15 protein-coding genes are annotated in these 17,062 nt (G+C 54.9%); 7 read left to right on the top strand and 8 right to left on the bottom strand.

Annotated elements, in window-relative coordinates; all coding sequences use genetic code 11:
• Window positions 1-152: 152 nt before the first annotated feature.
• On the top strand, window positions 153-422 hold the full coding sequence (locus RTX30_RS02905; protein ID WP_312686626.1) for a DUF333 domain-containing protein: 270 nt from the start codon (window positions 153-155) through the stop codon (window positions 420-422).
• Here the strand turns inward: RTX30_RS02905 and hslJ are convergent.
• The 3 genes from hslJ to RTX30_RS02890 form a co-directional block, all read right to left on the bottom strand.
• Entirely contained in the window at window positions 419-838 is a 420-nt protein-coding gene (gene hslJ, locus RTX30_RS02900) for a heat shock protein HslJ (RefSeq protein ID WP_312686624.1), read from the bottom strand. The genes RTX30_RS02905 and hslJ overlap by 4 nt on opposite strands.
• A 112-nt stretch (window positions 839-950) precedes the next feature.
• Window positions 951-1,940, bottom strand: a complete 990-nt coding sequence (locus tag RTX30_RS02895; protein WP_312686622.1) for a 2-hydroxyacid dehydrogenase — start codon at window positions 1,938-1,940, stop codon at window positions 951-953.
• Between the two features lie 134 nt (window positions 1,941-2,074).
• Window positions 2,075-2,260 carry a hypothetical protein gene (locus tag RTX30_RS02890; protein WP_312686620.1) on the bottom strand — a complete coding sequence of 62 codons (186 nt, stop codon included), beginning with the start codon at window positions 2,258-2,260 and terminating at the stop codon, window positions 2,075-2,077.
• Between the two features lie 171 nt (window positions 2,261-2,431).
• Here RTX30_RS02890 and RTX30_RS02885 point away from each other — a divergent pair, with 171 nt between their 5' ends.
• From RTX30_RS02885 to RTX30_RS02875, 3 genes are read left to right on the top strand one after another with little or no spacing between them, the layout of a single operon-like run.
• On the top strand, window positions 2,432-5,071 hold the full coding sequence (locus RTX30_RS02885; RefSeq protein WP_312686618.1) for a YdbH family protein: 2,640 nt from the start codon (window positions 2,432-2,434) through the stop codon (window positions 5,069-5,071).
• Window positions 5,068-5,259, top strand: coding sequence for a YnbE family lipoprotein (locus RTX30_RS02880; RefSeq protein WP_312686616.1), 192 nt, complete (start codon window positions 5,068-5,070; stop codon window positions 5,257-5,259). The genes RTX30_RS02885 and RTX30_RS02880 overlap by 4 nt, the downstream gene beginning before the upstream one ends.
• A gap of 7 nt (window positions 5,260-5,266) precedes the next feature.
• The gene (locus tag RTX30_RS02875; protein ID WP_312686614.1) at window positions 5,267-5,590 is read left to right on the top strand and encodes a YdbL family protein; all 324 of its coding nucleotides are present in this window, start codon (window positions 5,267-5,269) and stop codon (window positions 5,588-5,590) included.
• A gap of 49 nt (window positions 5,591-5,639) precedes the next feature.
• Here RTX30_RS02875 and azoR read toward each other — a convergent pair whose 3' ends face one another.
• Complete coding sequence (azoR, locus tag RTX30_RS02870; RefSeq protein ID WP_312686613.1) at window positions 5,640-6,245, bottom strand: FMN-dependent NADH-azoreductase; 606 nt, start codon at window positions 6,243-6,245, stop codon at window positions 5,640-5,642.
• Between the two features lie 200 nt (window positions 6,246-6,445).
• On the opposite strand from azoR, the gene hrpA reads away from it, so the two are divergent.
• Window positions 6,446-10,348, top strand: coding sequence for an ATP-dependent RNA helicase HrpA (gene hrpA, locus RTX30_RS02865; RefSeq protein WP_312686611.1), 3,903 nt, complete (start codon window positions 6,446-6,448; stop codon window positions 10,346-10,348).
• Between the two features lie 84 nt (window positions 10,349-10,432).
• Here hrpA and RTX30_RS02860 read toward each other — a convergent pair whose 3' ends face one another.
• Genes RTX30_RS02860 through RTX30_RS02845 form a run of 4 tightly spaced genes read right to left on the bottom strand, consistent with a single transcriptional unit; the run spans window position 10,433 to window position 15,251 of the window.
• Window positions 10,433-11,092, bottom strand: coding sequence for an O-methyltransferase (locus RTX30_RS02860; RefSeq protein ID WP_312686610.1), 660 nt, complete (start codon window positions 11,090-11,092; stop codon window positions 10,433-10,435).
• A 25-nt stretch (window positions 11,093-11,117) separates the two neighbouring features.
• Entirely contained in the window at window positions 11,118-12,494 is a 1,377-nt protein-coding gene (locus RTX30_RS02855; protein WP_312686608.1) for an efflux transporter outer membrane subunit, read from the bottom strand.
• Window positions 12,491-13,573, bottom strand: a complete 1,083-nt coding sequence (locus RTX30_RS02850) for an HlyD family secretion protein (protein WP_312686607.1) — start codon at window positions 13,571-13,573, stop codon at window positions 12,491-12,493. The genes RTX30_RS02855 and RTX30_RS02850 overlap by 4 nt, the downstream gene beginning before the upstream one ends.
• Before the next feature lie 25 nt (window positions 13,574-13,598).
• A complete protein-coding gene (locus RTX30_RS02845; protein ID WP_312686606.1) occupies window positions 13,599-15,251 on the bottom strand; it encodes an MFS transporter in 1,653 nt (550 codons plus the stop codon).
• A 260-nt stretch (window positions 15,252-15,511) separates the two neighbouring features.
• Here RTX30_RS02845 and RTX30_RS02840 point away from each other — a divergent pair, with 260 nt between their 5' ends.
• On the top strand, window positions 15,512-16,000 hold the full coding sequence (locus RTX30_RS02840) for a GNAT family N-acetyltransferase (protein ID WP_312686604.1): 489 nt from the start codon (window positions 15,512-15,514) through the stop codon (window positions 15,998-16,000).
• Window positions 16,001-16,128: 128 nt separating this feature from the next.
• Window positions 16,129-16,923: a YdcF family protein gene (locus tag RTX30_RS02835; protein WP_312686826.1), complete on the top strand. Its 795-nt coding sequence runs from the start codon at window positions 16,129-16,131 to the stop codon at window positions 16,921-16,923.
• Window positions 16,924-17,062 lie beyond the last annotated feature (139 nt).

Raw genomic sequence — 17,062 nt, 5'->3', positions numbered from 1 at the left:
CAGAGTGGGACTGGCGTCAGTAAAGCGCAAGAAAATGTTGCTGTGTCGCATAAAGAGGTGTTTCAGCTCTCGACGTATTGCGCTGCGCTGCCTATTATGCATGGGTTTCGCGTTATTTAGCGCTAGTGCCATTTAGGGTGAGGGGAAGAGGAATGCGAGCTGCTTTTTGGGTAGGATGTGCCGCGCTGATGTTATCAGCATGCAGTAATAATGAACCGGTTCAACAGGCCACTGCCGCGCACGTTGCGCCGGGGCTGAAAGCAGCGATGTCCAGCGGTGGACAGGCGAATTGCGCCATGATCGGCGGCTCCCTCTCCGTTGCCCGTCAGCTTGATGGTTCAATGATGGGTATGTGCGCTTTACCCAATGGCAAACGCTGTACCGAACAGTCGCTTGCCACCGGAAGTTGCGGCAGCTATTAAGCTTTTTTCGCGCGTTTGTAAACTAACGTCTGATCGGCGGTCGCCAGCGTCAGCTGATCGTCGGTAAGATCGACCTGCGCGCCGTTGCTCAGCATCTCATTAATGGTGTGATCCAGCGCGTTACGCTGCGGCTCGGCGCACAGCATCATCGTCATTCCCATATGTTTCACGGTCAACGCGCCGCCAGAAAGTTTGCCCTGGCCAGTAAAACCGTTACACATTTTTCCTGCAACGCGCAGGTCGCTATCAAAGCTGATTTCTGGCTGCTGCCCGGTTAACTGCAGTGCCTGTCCATTGACGCTTTCCAGCACAAAACGCTGGTTTTCCAGCTGCTCAGGTTTCAGGGTGTTGCTGCGTGAACTGACGCAACCGGCAAGTACAACGCTCAAGGCAACTAAAGTCACAATCTTTTTCATCTCTTCCTCTAAGGTCGATTCCATTAAAAAACGGGGGGAGTTTATCAGGCGAGGCCTGGGTGTCATCGGGGATTATCTGAAACGCATTCCCCTCCGCAGAGGGGAATCAGGCTCAGACCAGCGCGTTCGCGCACGCGTCACCGTCGCGTAACTGACGCAGGTTTTCCAGCGTGGTTTCCGAAATACTGATCAACGCTTCAGCGGTTAAAAACGCCTGGTGACCGGTAAACAGCACGTTATGGCAGGCAGACAGACGACGGAACACATCATCCTGAATCACATCGTTCGACTTGTCTTCAAAGAACAGATCGCGCTCATTTTCGTACACATCCATGCCCAACGCGCCGATCTTCTGTGTTTTCAACGCTTCAATGGCGGCTTGCGAATCGATCAGGCCGCCACGGCTGGTGTTGATGATCATCACACCATCTTTCATCTGCTCAAACGCGGAATGGTTCAGCAAATGGAAGTTTTCCGGCGTCAACGGGCAGTGCAGGGAGATAACGTCAGATTCTGAGAACAGCGTCTGCAGATCGACATACTCCACGCCCAGCTCCAGAGCCGCGGCACTTGGATAGGGATCGAAGGCCAGTAAACGCATTCCGAACCCTTTTAAAATTCGCAGCGCCGCAACGCCAATTTTGCCGGTGCCAATCACCCCAGCGGTTTTACCGAACATAGTAAAGCCAGTCAGACCTTCGAGCGAGAAGTTGGCGTCACGGGTACGCTGATAGGCACGATGGATACGACGATTCAGCGCCATCATCATGCCAATGGCATGTTCGGCGACCGCTTCTGGCGAGTAGGCGGGAACGCGCACTACGCGCAATCCCAGCTCCTTCGCCGCATCCAAATCCACGTTGTTAAACCCCGCACAGCGCAGGGCGATAAACTTCACGCCATGCTTTTTCAGCTCTTCGAGTACTGGGCGGCTACCGTCGTCATTAACAAAGATACACACGCCATCACAGCCATTGGCGGTTTTGGCGGTCCTCTCCGTCAGCAGAAAGTCGAAAAATTCAAGCTCGTAGCCATATTCTTTGTTAACATGCTGCAAATACTTCTTATCGTATTGCTTTGTGCTATACACCGCGAGTTTCATAAGACTTTCTCCAATGATTTTCTGCTCATATTATCACGCTTTAAAATTATTATGTAAACCTTCAAAGGTTATTGATAATCATGAACATGATGAATGTTTCCCAATCCAGTATACCTGCTGAACGGGCGTCATTATTAACGGAGATGTTTGAGCGAGCTTCGGGCGCCCCAGCAAATGAAGAATGCGATAAATACACTGATAATCCAGGGGATTTTCGATCCGTAACAGTACTGTTCACCCACATAACTGCCGAGGCTGAAACAGGTAAAAACGGTCGCGCCGACAAACCAGCCGCGGATCAATGAAGCTTTTGTAAACATAGTAAAAATCCATAAATAAGTGATACGCAGGCACTATCTGCCTGCATTACTGAAAATGCAACAATCCATCTATGATTAAGACTATGTGCGGCTTCAAAGGGCAGACTATACGTGCCACAATAACTGCCATAATCGGCTAAATCATAGGCATAATCAGGATATTAACTACCCATGAAGGGTATATACAAAGCCGCCATCGCACTGGTTTTACTGTTTATTTTGCTGCCGCTGACGCTGCTGCTGACCCTGGCGTACTGGGTACCTACCCTGGCAGGGATCTGGCTGCCGGCGGGCACGCGCATTGCGATGGAATCCAGCCCGCGCCTCACGCGGCATGGATTCATCATTCCGGATTTGCGCTATCTGGCGGGTGATTGCCAGCTGGCTGTGATGCAGGATGCGACGCTGACCCATCCCAGCCGCTGGCAGTTGCATATCGGCTCGCTGGACATCGATACCCTCTGCCTGAACAAACTGCCGTCCTCTGATGCCGACACTGCTGCGCCGCGTACACTCACGCAGTGGCAGGCGATGCTGCCTTACACCTGGCTGACGGTAGACCGCCTGACGTTTTCCCCCTGGCAAACCTGGGAGGGGAAATTACAACTGGCGCTTGCACCGCACCAGCAGACGCTGCACTACTCGGGCGATCGCGTGGAACTGACGGCGGGCCTGCAAGGCCAGGCGCTGACGGTCAGCCGTGTGGCATTGCGTCTGTTCGATGACCAGCCGCCGCTGACGCTGGGCGGCGAGTTCATGCTGCCAGAGATACCAGGCAACATACCGCTCAATGGGCATCTGCAAAGTACATTGACCTTGCCGCAGCAACCGGGCCTGGTCGATGTCGATGCCGAATGGCGGGATAACGAAGGGCAATTGGTGGTCATGGCGCGCGACGGCAGTGATCCGTTACTGGATCTGCCCTGGCAACTGACCCGGGGGCAACTCACTATTAGCGATGGTCGCTGGAACTGGCCTTATGAAGGCTTCCCTCTGAGCGGTCGCGTCGGGTTGAAAATCACCGACTGGCAGCAGGGGTTGGAGAACGCCTCGCTCAGTGGCAGGTTAAACGTCCTGACGCAGGGCGACGCGGGTAAAGCGAATGCTGTGCTCACTATTGGCCCAGGACGCCTCAGCATGGACAACAGTGCCATGCCTCTACAATTGACGGGGGAAGCAAAGCAGGGCGATCTGGTTTTTTACGCGGTATTACCGGCACATCTCAGTGGTAGCCTTAACGATCCGCAACTGGCTTTTACCCCAGGCGCGCTGCTGCGTTCGCGCGGGCGGGTGATCGACTCACTCAATATTGATGAAGTCCGCTGGCCGCTGGCGGGCGTGCGGCTTACCCAGCGCGGTATTGACGGGCGCTTGCAGGCTATTCTTCGTGCCCATCAAAACGCAATGGGCGATTTCAGCCTGCATCTTGATGGTCAGGCGCAGGATTTTTTACCGGATGCGGGCAACTGGCGCTGGCGTTACTGGGGCGATGGTCACTTCACACCCATGAATGCGCGCTGGGACGTTGCCGGGCGAGGCGAATGGCAGGACAACGCCATTACACTGACGGAACTTTCCACCGGTTTCGATCAACTGCAATATGGCAGTATGCGCATGGACTCTCCCCGGCTGGTGCTGGATGCGCCGGTACACTGGGTCCGCGACGATGACAGTCCTACTTTTACGGGCGCGCTCACACTGGACGCCGGGCAGACGACCTTTAGCGGCGGCAGCTCGCTACCGCCATCGACCCTCAAATTCAGCGTCAATGGCAGCGACCCAACGGTATTTCAGTTTAAAGGCAGTTTACGCGCCGACACGATAGGCCCGGTTCAGGTCAATGGTCGCTGGGATGGGGAGCGACTGCGGGGGCAGGCGTGGTGGCCGCGCCAGTCGCTTACCGTCTTTCAACCCCTGATCCCGACAGACTGGAAAATGAAGCTGCTTGAGGGGTCACTTAATGCACAGGTGGCGTTTTCAGCAGCAGCCGGGCAGGGGTTCGAGGCGGGCGGCCACGGCGTGCTGAAGGGCGGCAGCGTCTGGACACCGGATAACCAGATCAGCGGCGTCGATTTTGTGCTGCCGTTTCGCTATCGCGATGCAACATGGCAACTTGGCACGCGTCGGCCGGTATCGCTGCGTATCGGCGAAATTGCCAATCAGGTAACGGCCAAAAATATCACCGCAGATTTGCAAGGTGCCTGGCCGTGGAGCGAAGAAAATCCGCTGATTTTAAGCGATGTCAGCGTTGATGTGCTGGGCGGGAAAGTCACGTTGCAGCAATTGCGGATGCCGCAGCACGATCCCGCCCTGTTACGTATTCATCATATTTCCGCCAGCGAACTGATCAGCGCGGTCAACCCGAAGCAATTCGCCCTTTCCGGGCCGTTCGACGGCGCACTGCCGCTGTGGCTGGATAATCCTCAGTGGATTATTAAAGATGGCTGGTTGCATAACCCAGGCCCGATGACGCTGCGCATTGATAAGGATACTGCTGACGCAGTGGTGAAGGACAACATGGCCGCTGGCGCAGCCATTAACTGGCTACGCTATATGGAAATTTCCCGCTCATGGACAAAGCTGGATTTAGATAATCTGGGCGTATTAAAAATGCAGGCGGCTATTCGCGGCACCAGTTTTGTGGATGGCAAGAGCAGTACCGTGAATTTGAACTATACCCATGAAGAGAACGTCTTCACGTTGTGGCGTAGTTTACGTTTTGGCGACAATTTGCAGTCATGGCTTGAGCAAAATGCGGCGCTACCGGATGCCCGCTGCGCCAAGGGCGAAGAGTGTGAGGATAATAAATGAAAACCCTGATAGCGGTGCCGGGCATGGTACTGACAACCTTGTTGGTGGGCTGCACGCCGCGCATCGAAGTGGCTGCGCCGAAAGAGCCGATCACCATCAATATGAACGTCAAGATCGAACATGAGATCCATATCAAAGTGGATAAAGACGTTGAAACCCTGCTGAAATCGCGCAGCGATCTGTTCTGAGGCCAACATGAAAAAGAGAGTCGTAATGGCACTGCTGGCGATGAGTCTGCTTAGCGCAACCGCTCAGGCGCTAACACTCGATGAAGCGCGCAGTCAGGGGCGCGTGGGCGAAACGTTAACCGGCTATGTCGCCGCCCTGAGTAAAGATAAAGAGACGCTAGCGCTGGTCGAGAGAATTAACAAAGCCCGTACCGACAGCTATCAGCAACTGGCGGATCGTAACAACATCGCGGTGGATGACGTGGCAAAAATGGCCGGGCAAAAACTGGTTGAACGGGCGAAACCGGGGGAATATGTGCAGGGCATCAACGGTAAATGGCTGAAGAAATAGCGAAGCGGGAAGGGAATATCCCTCCCACCAAACGGTGGGAGGGAAGAACTCAGGCTGCTACCAGGCTGTCGATAGCGGCTTTTGCGTCATTCTGCGCTTTGGTCGCCACTTCCGGACCGTAAGCAATGCCTTCAGCGAAGACGAAATTCACATCCGTGATGCCGATAAAACCGAGGAACAGTTTCAGGTACGGTGCCACCAGGTCAGACGGGGTATCTTTATGGATGCCGCCACGGCTGGACACGATCACCACACGTTTGCCTTTCACCAGACCTTCCGGGCCTGCTTCGGTGTAACGGAACGTGACGCCAGCGCGGGCAACCAGGTCAAAGTAATTCTTCAGTTGAGTGGGGATGTTGAAGTTGTACATTGGCGCGTTAATCACAATCACATCATGGGCTTGCAGTTCAGCGATCAGCGTGTCGGACAATGTCAGCGCTTCCTGTTGACGCGGGGTCAACGGCGCATCGCTCGGACGCAGAGCGCCAACGAGTTCACCATCCAGAACCGGGATTGGATCGGCAGCCAGGTCACGCACGGTGATCTGATCGGCCGGGTGTTTTGCCTGCCATTGTGCAACGAAATAATCTGCCAACTGACCAGATTGTGAATACCCTGCCAAAATACTGGATTTAAGCACTAATACTTTGCTCATTGGGTGGTTCCTTTGTTGTTTTGATGTGGGTCGCCCCGTTTCTTCATGACACTCTATTCACAAACCGCGCCGGTAGATAGCGCAATATATCGAATCCTATGTTCGAATTTCTTGAACAAGAAAAGCCATGTCGCGATGTGGTATTCTATCGCGATTAAGAACTTAAGACGTTTTCCGGCAGTGCGCTGCCCAGTAATGCTATGACAGAACAACATAAAGTAACGCTTACCGATCTCTATCAACAACTCGACACCCTGATGCTGCGTGACAGGCAACGTTTCGCCCGCCGGCTTCAGGGCAGCAAGAAAGTTAAAAATCCTGAATCTCAACAGGCGCTGCTGCTGCAGCTCAGCCAGGAGATCGCCGGGGCGGCTGAAAAAGTTCAGCTGCGTGAAGCGGCGCGTCCGGCCATTGATTACCCTGAAAACCTGCCCGTCAGCCAGAAGAAACAGGCGATACTCGACGCTGTGCGCGATCACCAGGTGGTGATTGTGGCGGGCGAAACGGGCTCCGGTAAAACCACACAGTTGCCGAAAATCTGTATGGAACTGGGGCGCGGCATAAAAGGTGTGATTGGTCATACACAGCCGCGCCGTCTGGCGGCGCGCACAGTGGCGAATCGCATTGCCGAAGAGTTGAAAACCGAACCCGGCGGCTGTATCGGTTATAAAGTGCGTTTCAGCGACCACGTTAGCGATAACACCATGGTCAAACTGATGACCGACGGGATTTTGCTGGCGGAAATCCAGCAGGATCGGCTGCTGATGCAGTACGACACGATAATTATCGATGAAGCGCACGAACGCAGTCTGAACATTGATTTCCTGCTCGGTTACCTGCGCGAATTGCTGCCCAAACGCCCGGATCTGAAAGTGATCATCACCTCGGCGACTATCGATCCGCAGCGTTTTTCGCGCCATTTTAACAACGCGCCGATTATCGAAGTCTCCGGGCGAACCTACCCGGTTGACGTACGCTACCGCCCGATTGTGGAAGAGGCTGACGATACCGAACGCGATCAACTGCAGGCAATTTTTGATGCGGTTGATGAACTGGGGCGCGAGAGTGCGGGCGACATCCTGATTTTTATGAGCGGTGAGCGCGAAATCCGCGATACCGCCGATGCACTCAGTAAACGCGATTTGCGTCATACGGAAATTTTGCCGCTCTATGCGCGCCTCTCCAACAGCGAGCAGAACCGGGTTTTCCAGCCGCACAGCGGGCGGCGTATTGTGCTGGCAACCAACGTGGCGGAAACGTCGCTCACGGTACCGGGGATCAAATATGTCATCGACCCCGGCACGGCGCGTATCAGTCGGTACAGCTATCGCACCAAAGTGCAGCGTTTACCGATTGAGCCGGTTTCCCAGGCTTCTGCCAACCAGCGCAAGGGGCGCTGCGGCCGTGTATCTGAAGGGATCTGTATTCGCCTCTATTCCGAGGACGATTTCCTGTCGCGCCCCGAGTTCACCGATCCGGAAATTTTACGTACTAACCTCGCGTCGGTCATTTTGCAGATGACAGCACTGGGGCTGGGGGATATTGCTGCCTTCCCGTTTGTCGAAGCGCCGGATAAACGCAATATCCAGGATGGCGTGCGTCTGCTGGAAGAACTGGGTGCGATTACCACCGACGAGCAGCAAACTGCGTATAAACTGACGCCGCTGGGCCGTCAGTTGTCGCAATTACCGGTGGACCCGCGACTTGCGCGCATGGTGCTTGAAGCACAAAAACATGGCTGCGTGCGTGAGGCGATGATCATCACCTCCGCGCTGTCCATCCAGGATCCGCGTGAACGCCCGCTGGACAAAAAGCAGGCGTCAGATGAGAAACATCAGCGTTTCCACGATAAAGAATCGGACTTCCTGGCGTTTGTGAATTTATGGAACTACCTTGGCGAACAGCAAAAAGCGCTCTCATCAAATCAGTTCCGTCGTCAGTGCCGTGTGGATTATTTGAACTATCTGCGTGTGCGCGAATGGCAGGATATCTACACCCAACTGCGTCAGGTGGTGAAAGAGCTGGGTATTCCGGTCAATAGCGAACCTGCGGAATACCGCGAAATCCATATCGCATTGCTGACCGGTTTGCTGTCGCATATTGGCATGAAAGATGCCGATAAACAGGAGTTTACCGGCGCGCGAAATGCCCGTTTCGCCATCTTCCCCGGCTCCGGATTATTTAAAAAACCACCGAAGTGGACAATGGTCGCTGAACTGGTTGAAACCAGCCGCCTGTGGGGGCGGATCGCCGCGCGTATCGATCCTGAATGGGTCGAACCGGTGGCGCAGCACCTGATCAAACGCTCTTACAGTGAACCGCACTGGGAACGTGCGCAGGGTGCCGTTATGGCCACCGAAAAAGTGACCGTCTACGGGCTGCCAGTCGTCGCGGCGCGCAAGGTCAATTACAGTCAGAAAGACCCCGCATTATGCCGTGAGCTGTTTATTCGCCATGCGCTCGTTGAGGGTGACTGGCAGACGCGCCATACCTTTTTCCGCGACAATCTGAAGCTGCGCGCCGAAGTGGAAGAGCTGGAGCATAAATCGCGCCGACGCGACATTCTGGTCGATGACGAAACGCTGTTTGAGTTTTACGATCAGCGCATCAGCCATGAGGTGATCTCCGCACGTCATTTCGACAGCTGGTGGAAAAAAGCCAGTCGCGAAACGCCGGACTTGCTCAATTTTGAGAAGAGCATGCTGATCAAAGAAGGGGCAGAAGGTGTCAGCAAGCTGGACTACCCTAATTTCTGGCATCAGGGCAATCTCAAGCTGCGATTGAGTTATCAGTTCGAACCAGGCGGGGATGCGGACGGCGTTACGGTGCATATACCGCTACCGCTGCTCAACCAGGTTGATGAAAGCGGATTTGAGTGGCAAATCCCCGGGTTGCGCCGTGAGCTGGTTATCGCGCTGATCAAATCGCTTCCGAAGCCGGTTCGTCGCAACTTCGTTCCGGCGCCAAACTATGCCGAAGCCTTCCTTGGCCGGGTCACTCCGCTCGAACTGCCGCTGCTTGATGCTTTAGAGCGCGAACTGCGCCGCATGACAGGGGTAACGGTTGACCGCGATGACTGGCACTGGGATCAGGTACCGGAGCATCTGAAAATCGCCTTCCGCGTGGTGGATGATAAAAATAAAAAACTGCTGGAAGGGCGTTCACTCAGCGAACTGAAAGAGAGCCTGAAAGGCAAAGTGCAGGAAACGCTCTCCGCAGTGGCCGACGACGGAATAGAACAGAGTGGGCTGCATATCTGGAGTTTTGGCACCCTTGCCGAAAGTTATGAGCAAAAACGTGGCAACTACAAAGTTAAAGCCTGGCCGGCACTTGTAGACGAACGCGACAGCGTCGCGATCAAACTGTTTGATAACCCGCAAGAGCAGCAGCAGGCAATGTGGCATGGGATCCGCCGTTTATTGTTGTTAAATATTCCTTCCCCAATCAAATACCTGCATGAGAAGTTGCCGAACAAAGCCAAGCTGGGGTTGTACTTTAACCCCTACGGCAAAGTGCTGGATCTTATTGATGACTGCATCTCCTGCGGTGTAGATAAACTGATTGACGACGCGGGTGGCCCGGTATGGACGGAAGCGCAGTTTGCGGCTCTTCACGAGAAAGTTCGTGCGGAATTAAACGAAACGGTGGTTGAAATAGCCAAACAGGTCGAGCAGATCCTGACGGCGGTGTTTAACATCAATAAACGGTTAAAAGGCCGCGTCGATATGACTATGGCGCTGGGATTGTCGGATATAAAAGCGCAGATGAACGGGCTGGTGTATCGCGGTTTTGTCACCGGTAATGGTTTCCGCCGCCTCGGGGATACGCTGCGTTATTTACAGGCCATTGAAAAACGTCTGGAAAAACTGGCCGTCGATCCGCACCGTGACAGGGCACAAATGTTAAAAGTGGAGCAGACGCAGCAGGCCTGGCAGCAGTGGCTGAATAAACTGCCACCCGCGCGGCGTGGCGATGAGGACGTCACCGCGATCCGCTGGATGATTGAAGAGTTGCGGGTCAGTTATTTTGCCCAGCAACTGGGTACGCCATACCCCATCTCCGACAAGCGTATTTTACAGGCGATGGAACAAATCAGCGCGTAATGCAACGTGGTCCGGCTGGCGCTCTCTGCACGGAGTGCCTGCCGCAGTGGTTTATATGGCCCGTAACCGGGCCATATAAACCGCTCAGCCATTCACCCAGGCCAGAGTAAAGCCGTCCCAGCCTTTGACACCCACCGTCTGCATAGCCGTGGCGGTCAGGCGCGGATCGGTGCCTGTCATCTCAATAAATTTTCGCACGCCCTGTACGCTGGCATCGGTCGTCGTCGGGTTTGTCACTTCACCGTTACGCACCACGTTATCGCCAATAATCAGGGTACCAGGGTGCGAATAATGCAGCGCCCATTTCAGGTAGTTAGGATTGTTGGGTTTATCCGCATCAATAAAAATCAGATCAAAGGGCGGACGGTCGCCCAGATTTTCCAGAGTTTGTAGCGCCGGGCCTTCTGCCACGGTCACCCGGTTCGCGACGCCAGCAAAGTGGAGGTTTTCACGAGCGATGGCGGCATGCAAAGGCTCTGATTCCAGCGTCAGCAGTTCACCGTCCGGCGGCAGCTCACGCGCCATCCATAGGGTGCTGTAACCGCCCAGCGTGCCAATTTCCAGAATGCGCTTCGCCCGCACCATGCGGACAAACAGCGCCAGCAACTGCCCCTGCGCGGGGGAGACATCAATATTGGGTAACCCCGCGCGCTGGTTGTTTGCCAGCACCTGCGACAGGGTGTCGTCTTCGGGGATCAACTGACTGACTAAGAATTCATCAACTGCAGACCATTTTTGTTGCATAGCACTCTCCTGGTTGAAAGATACATTACTTCAGTCCCGCCCAGCCCCCTCCCAGGGCACGATACAGATCCACTTGCGCAAGGAGCAGGTTATTTTTGACTTGCACTGCGTTCAGCTGCGTTGAGAACAGCGTTCTCTGGGCGTCCAACACATCAAGATAAGAGGAGTAGCCGTTACGGTAACGGTTCTGCGCAATGCGCAGTGTCTCTTGTGCGACCTGTGTTTGCCCCTCAAGTTCCACCCATTGTTCGCCGAGGCGGGTAATGGCATCAAGACTGTCATTGACCTCTTTAAAACCATTGCGCACGGTTTTTTCATAGCTATACAACGCCTGATTGCGCTGTGACATGGCGACATCGACCTGCGCATTTAACGCCTGGCGATTAAGCAGCGGCGCAAGAATACTGCCGCCCACGCTCCATAACCGCAGGGGATTATCAAGCAGGCCAGAGAGCGTACGATCCTGTTCGCTGCCGGTCGCCGTCAGGTTGAGTGAAGGCAGTAATTTTGCCCGCGAGACAGCAAGCGAGGCATCGGCAGCGAATAACTGCCGCTGTGCCTGCACAATATCCGGACGCCGGTTGAGCAGAGAAGAGGGCAACTGTGCAGGCAGTTGCAGCGGCGTTAACGATGAAAATTCACCGCGCCGGAGAGCCTCAGGATTACTGCCCAGCAACAGGCTCAGCGCGTTCTCCTGCTGGCTGATTTGGTGTTGTAATACCGGGATTTGTGCCCGCGTTGCACGCAGTTCCGAATCCGATTGCATCCACTCCAGCCGTGAACTGTAGCCGCTTTCATACTGGCGACGGGCGAGTTGTAAAGCCTCTTCACGCGCTTTCAGTGTGGCTTGTGTCACCCGTAGTTGTTCATCCAATGACAGCAACGTGAGGTAACCACTGGCAACGTTGGTCGCCACAGTCAAATCGGCAGCCGCAGCGGCAGCTTGCTGTGCTGCCAGCGACGCACTGGCGGCCTCAGAGGCGCTACTGTTGGCTCCCCAAATATCCACATTCCAGTTGGCAGTCAGGCTGCCTTTGTACAGAGTGCTGTGCACTGGCAGGCCGGTCGCCGCAGATTGCGCACGGGCGCGAGTGCCGGAGAAACCGGCGTCCAGTTCGGGAAACAGTGCACTGTCGGTGGCATACACCCGCGCCTGGTACTCGTTAACACGTTCGCGGGCTATCAGCACATCGCTGTTATAACGCAATGCCTGATCAACATAGCGATTAAGCTGATTGTCATGAAAGTTACGCCACCAGGCACTGTCGGTTGCGCTAAGCGGGCCGGCAGCGCTGCGCCAGGCGGCCGGGATCTGTAATGAGGGCTCTGCGCGTTGCACATCGGCAGACTGGCACGCTCCCAGCATTAACGGTAGCAGCGCCACCACGGCGCGAAGCCTCATTGCTCTGCCTCCGCCGTATCAATGTGGACCTGCACCGACATACCAGGGCGCAGCCGCGCCAGTTCTTCCGGTTTGCCTTCCACGTCAATACGCACCGGAATACGCTGAGCGATTTTCACAAAGTTGCCAGTAGCATTATCCGGACTGACCGCGCTGAACTCTACGCCAGTAGCGGGGGAAATACTCTGTACGCGCCCGTTAAAAGCCTGGTTATCAAGGGCATCGACGGTAAAACGCACCGGCTGGCCAATATGCACATTGTAGAGTTGTGTCTCTTTCAGGTTGGCGATCACCCAACGTTGCGACGGCACCAGAGAGGTTAAGTGCGTACCGGCGCTGACATACGCCCCCAGTCGAACGCTGATTTGCCCCAACTGGCCGTCGCGCGGTGCGAGGATACGGGTGTTTTGCAGGTCGATTTGCGCAAGTTCCAACGCCGCACGGGCATTTTCGACATCTGCCTGCAACGAGGCACGGTTGACTATCGTCGTTTGCAGATCCTGGCGCGACATGTCCAGCGTGGCTTGTGCCTGGGCAATATTGGCGCTGTTTTGTGCTGCTGTTGCCAACGCAGCATCGCGCTCGCGCACAGAGAGTGAGCCGTCTGCGGCTAGCTCTTTGGCGCGTTTTAAATCTGCCTGTGATTTCAGGTTCTGCGCTTTGGCGCTGGCGAGCGCCGCCTCATTGCGGGCAATAACCGCCTCAGCGCTTTTACGTTGCTGCAGATTGTTCTCCAGTGCAGCCTGTTTCATGGCCAGCGTGGCCTGAGCCTGGTGGACGCGCTGGCGATAAATACGGTCATCAATTTGCATAATCAGATCGCCTTTTTTGACGCGGGCGAAATCCTGCAACGGCACCTCGGTGATGTAGCCATTCACCTGCGGACTGATAAATGTCGTTTGCCCGCGCACATAGGCATTATCAGTGAACTGGGTATGGCGGGTAAACGGCGGCAGATGCCAGGCGTAAAGGATCACCAGCACACCTACCAGCCCGATAGCAGCAGCGGTGAAAAGAGAGACGACACGCAAATTGCTGCGGGTATTTGCCTGCGCTTTGGCGGCATCCTGCTGACTCATAAACACTCCGGAAGTAATAACGACATTATTTGGTTCCTGTTGCCCGTCTCAATGCCAGACGTGCGGTGATGCGCAGGCGCAACAAGCGCCATGAAATCCAGATCAATGTGCCAGCGGCTACCGATGCCGTCAGCAGATAAGTATCGTTGTAGGCCAGAATATTCGCTTCCAGCGTTGACGCATTTTGCAGTTGGGTAATCGCCTGCGTGCTGAGCAGGGCGCTGTCGCTGATACTGCTCTGGTAAAGCTGGCTATAGAGTTGTAATCGTTCATTGACTAGCGGGTTTAAGGTGGTGAGTTGATCCGCCAGCAGACTGGAGTGGTATTTTTCCCGCCAGGTCTGGAAGGTGCCTAACATCGCCGATCCGAGCAGGCCGCCTATGTTCTGGCTCATGCCAAACAGCACGGAAAAACTGACCAGATTGCGCGGTTCTGCCACCACGCCGCCGATCCCTGCAAGCATGGCTGGCGCAATGAAAAAGGCGCTGGCGAAGCCCAGTAAGAACTGGCTGATCAGTAGCTGGTCCGGACGGGTCAGGCTTGTAGAGTTGCTGTCCATCATCGAAGCGACAATCATCAGCGCCAGAGAAGTCATAATCGGCCATGCCAGCCGCTGGGGTTTTATGGTCAGGCAACTGGCGACTATCCCACAAAGGATACCGGCGAGGATCGACCACGCCAAATCGGTCATTTGGTCGTTTTGCAGACCCACGTATTGCAGCCAACCAAAAACGCCGGTGTTCTGCTCCGCCAGCACAATGCGGATTAGCAACATAATCAAACCGAGCCGCACGATACTGCCGCTGGAGAGCCAGCGGGTGTTCAGTAGCGGGTTACTGCGATTGTGCTCAAACACCATCGCGGAGACAATCAGCACCACGGCCAGCGCGAGAGACCAACCAATCCAGGGCGCTTCGAACCACCAGTCCAGCCGCCCGAGCGACAAAACGGCACACAGCAGCGCCATACCGGGGGCGAGTAAAAAGAAGGTAATGAAATCCTTTTTCTCAAACACTTTTTTGCGATCGCCTGGCGGCAATTTCAGCGCCATCACACAGGCCAGCGAGATGAGCGCCAGTCCCAGTTCAAAGAAATAAAGTCCGCGCCATTCATCCAGTTGCAGCAGTTCCGTTGAAAAGAGGCGGGCTAATGGGATGGCAAGCGAAGAGCCAGTAATGCCGATCGTCAGTGCTTTTAAGCGGTGTTTTGCAGGCCAGGCCTGAATTTGGTAATAAATCCCCAGCGAACTGAGTGCGGCCGCGACCATGCCATGTGCGGCCCGCACAATCAGGGCGGAACTGAGATCGTTAATGAACAGGTGAAAGAAGGTCACCACCACATAAAGCACAAGAAAACCTTCGGTGAAGGCGCGCAACCCATACTGCTGACGAAATTTGACCAACAGCAGGTTGATAGAGACGTTGGTCATCACATACACCGCGGGTAGCCAGGCAATTTCGGTTGACCACGCCGCGAAGGTGCCTTGCAGATTTTGCAGGTTTGCTGTCACCATCGCATTACCCAGCGCGCCGGTCATGCAGACCAACAAGCCGACAATGCCGTAGGCTATGCGTCTTGGCGTGCTGTGAAACGGCGTTGAGGGCGAGCCCAGCAGCATCGGTTTTTCATGCGCTGCCCACTCACGCGGTGCATACGGATCGCTTTTTGGCAGACGCATTACGTTTTCCGGACCCGAGTTAACAAGCGAGCCTGGTAACACAGGGCGAGGGGCGGGCAGACGTTATCAATGGGACAATAAATAAAAGTGCGATTATCCATGCGGGCTTTAATGTTCAAAGAGTGAATAGTTAGGGCGCTAAGGATTCTACTTGTGCCAGTCAACGCATTGCAAGCGCATAAGAAAATTATAGATTACGCACCGTCAGCAATCTGCTTAAGTGATAAGAAATATATTCCAAAAGAGGTGACAACGTCACAATGAACACAATTACTCTCGCCTTAACCGATCCCACCGACGCCGCCTCTCTGCAATTGCAGGATGCACTATCGGACTACTTACAAACCCTGACAGGCAGCAGCGGCAGAGCCTCTTTTGATGCCCGCACTTTGGGACCACGCGATTTCTTTTTACTGGCGCGGGATGCAGGCAACCAGCCTGTGGGCTGCGTGGCCCTGCGCGAGATAGCGTCCGGTATTGGAGAAATTAAACGTATGTATGCCCGCCCGGGAACGCAGGGCGTCGGCGCGCAATTACTTCGCGCACTGGAGGATGAAGCGCAGGTGCGCGGCTTTAAGCAATTGTGGCTGGAAACCCGCAAAATCAACCAACGGGCGGTGGATTTTTATTTGCGTAACGGTTACCAGATTCGTGAAAATTATGGGCGTTATGTGGGCAAGCCCGAAGCCATTTGTTTCGGAAAAACATTGCCGACACCGGTGTTTTCAGGGCGGGCGTTAACAGAGTAAAATCAGGCTTCTCATTGGGTTACAAAACCTTACGCGAGCATCGCCAACGGGATTAGGAGTTATCCCCTGGTCATCACGCGTCAGCGCGGTAGGCTGTAAGCAGTCATACGAAGGAGGTACTGCGAATGATGACAACATTTCCTGTTTTGCCCGAGCAGACCCTGGCGGCAGCAAATACGCTGGGGGAGTGGCTGGCGCAAAACGAATTTGTCGGCAAACCGACGCCGGTTCGTGCTGATGTGGTAATCCTCGCCGGTAACGCCGTGATCCCGACTATTGATGCGGCTTGTGCACTGGCGGCTGCGCAACAGACTCCGCTGTTGATCAGCGGCGGCGTCGGCCATTCCACAACATTCCTCTATTCGGCCATTGCCCGCCATCCGCGCTATAACAAGCTGAGCACCACTGGCAGAAGCGAAGCGGCGATTCTTGCGGATATCGCCCGTCAGTTCTGGCAAATTGATGACCAACAAATCCTGGTTGAAGACAAGTCGACCAACTGCGGAGAGAACGCACGTTTTACCGTGGATATGCTGTTAACGCAGGGAATGAAACCGAAGACGGCAATGATCGTGCAGGACCCCACCATGCAGCGTCGCACCCTGGCAACCTTTGCCAGGGTAAGCCAGCATTGCGAAGCGGCACCACACTGGCTGAGCTGGCCGGGGTTCACGCCTCAGCTCATCAATACACCGGATGGGGTCACCTTTCAGCCGCGGCAGCGTGGGCTTTGGGCGGTGGAGCGTTATCTTTCGCTGATCCTCGGTGAAGTACCACGCTTACGCGATGACGTAAATGGCTACGGACCCAACGGGCGCGATTTCCTCGTCCATGTTGATTTCCCGGATGCGGTTGAGCAGGCGTGGCAGGTTTTAATGACTGATAACACCCTCACAGAAGCACTGGCCAGCCGTTCATTGTAACCCTGATGCCCGTTTGCGCAGGTGCTGGCGCAAACGGGCATTGCCCGCCCGCCTGATGTAACTTTTTTGTTTATTTTTAGCGTTACTTTTATGAGATCACTCACAAAAGCCGTCTTCGTGCCTGTGAAAGCACCGCTGT

The organism is Kosakonia sp. (assembly GCF_032052965.1).
Taxonomy (GTDB): Bacteria; Pseudomonadota; Gammaproteobacteria; order Enterobacterales; family Enterobacteriaceae; genus Kosakonia.
This window is presented reverse-complemented; position numbering and strand designations above follow the sequence as displayed.

Coding starts and splice junctions, on each gene's coding strand:
- RTX30_RS02905 (WP_312686626.1), top strand. CDS start 153: ATGCGAGCTGCTTTTTGGGTAGGATGTGCCGCGCTGATGTTATCAGCA.
- hslJ (WP_312686624.1), bottom strand. CDS start 838: ATGAAAAAGATTGTGACTTTAGTTGCCTTGAGCGTTGTACTTGCCGGT.
- RTX30_RS02895 (WP_312686622.1), bottom strand. CDS start 1,940: ATGAAACTCGCGGTGTATAGCACAAAGCAATACGATAAGAAGTATTTG.
- RTX30_RS02890 (WP_312686620.1), bottom strand. CDS start 2,260: ATGTTTACAAAAGCTTCATTGATCCGCGGCTGGTTTGTCGGCGCGACC.
- RTX30_RS02885 (WP_312686618.1), top strand. CDS start 2,432: ATGAAGGGTATATACAAAGCCGCCATCGCACTGGTTTTACTGTTTATT.
- RTX30_RS02880 (WP_312686616.1), top strand. CDS start 5,068: ATGAAAACCCTGATAGCGGTGCCGGGCATGGTACTGACAACCTTGTTG.
- RTX30_RS02875 (WP_312686614.1), top strand. CDS start 5,267: ATGAAAAAGAGAGTCGTAATGGCACTGCTGGCGATGAGTCTGCTTAGC.
- azoR (WP_312686613.1), bottom strand. CDS start 6,245: ATGAGCAAAGTATTAGTGCTTAAATCCAGTATTTTGGCAGGGTATTCA.
- hrpA (WP_312686611.1), top strand. CDS start 6,446: ATGACAGAACAACATAAAGTAACGCTTACCGATCTCTATCAACAACTC.
- RTX30_RS02860 (WP_312686610.1), bottom strand. CDS start 11,092: ATGCAACAAAAATGGTCTGCAGTTGATGAATTCTTAGTCAGTCAGTTG.
- RTX30_RS02855 (WP_312686608.1), bottom strand. CDS start 12,494: ATGAGGCTTCGCGCCGTGGTGGCGCTGCTACCGTTAATGCTGGGAGCG.
- RTX30_RS02850 (WP_312686607.1), bottom strand. CDS start 13,573: ATGAGTCAGCAGGATGCCGCCAAAGCGCAGGCAAATACCCGCAGCAAT.
- RTX30_RS02845 (WP_312686606.1), bottom strand. CDS start 15,251: ATGCGTCTGCCAAAAAGCGATCCGTATGCACCGCGTGAGTGGGCAGCG.
- RTX30_RS02840 (WP_312686604.1), top strand. CDS start 15,512: ATGAACACAATTACTCTCGCCTTAACCGATCCCACCGACGCCGCCTCT.
- RTX30_RS02835 (WP_312686826.1), top strand. CDS start 16,129: ATGACAACATTTCCTGTTTTGCCCGAGCAGACCCTGGCGGCAGCAAAT.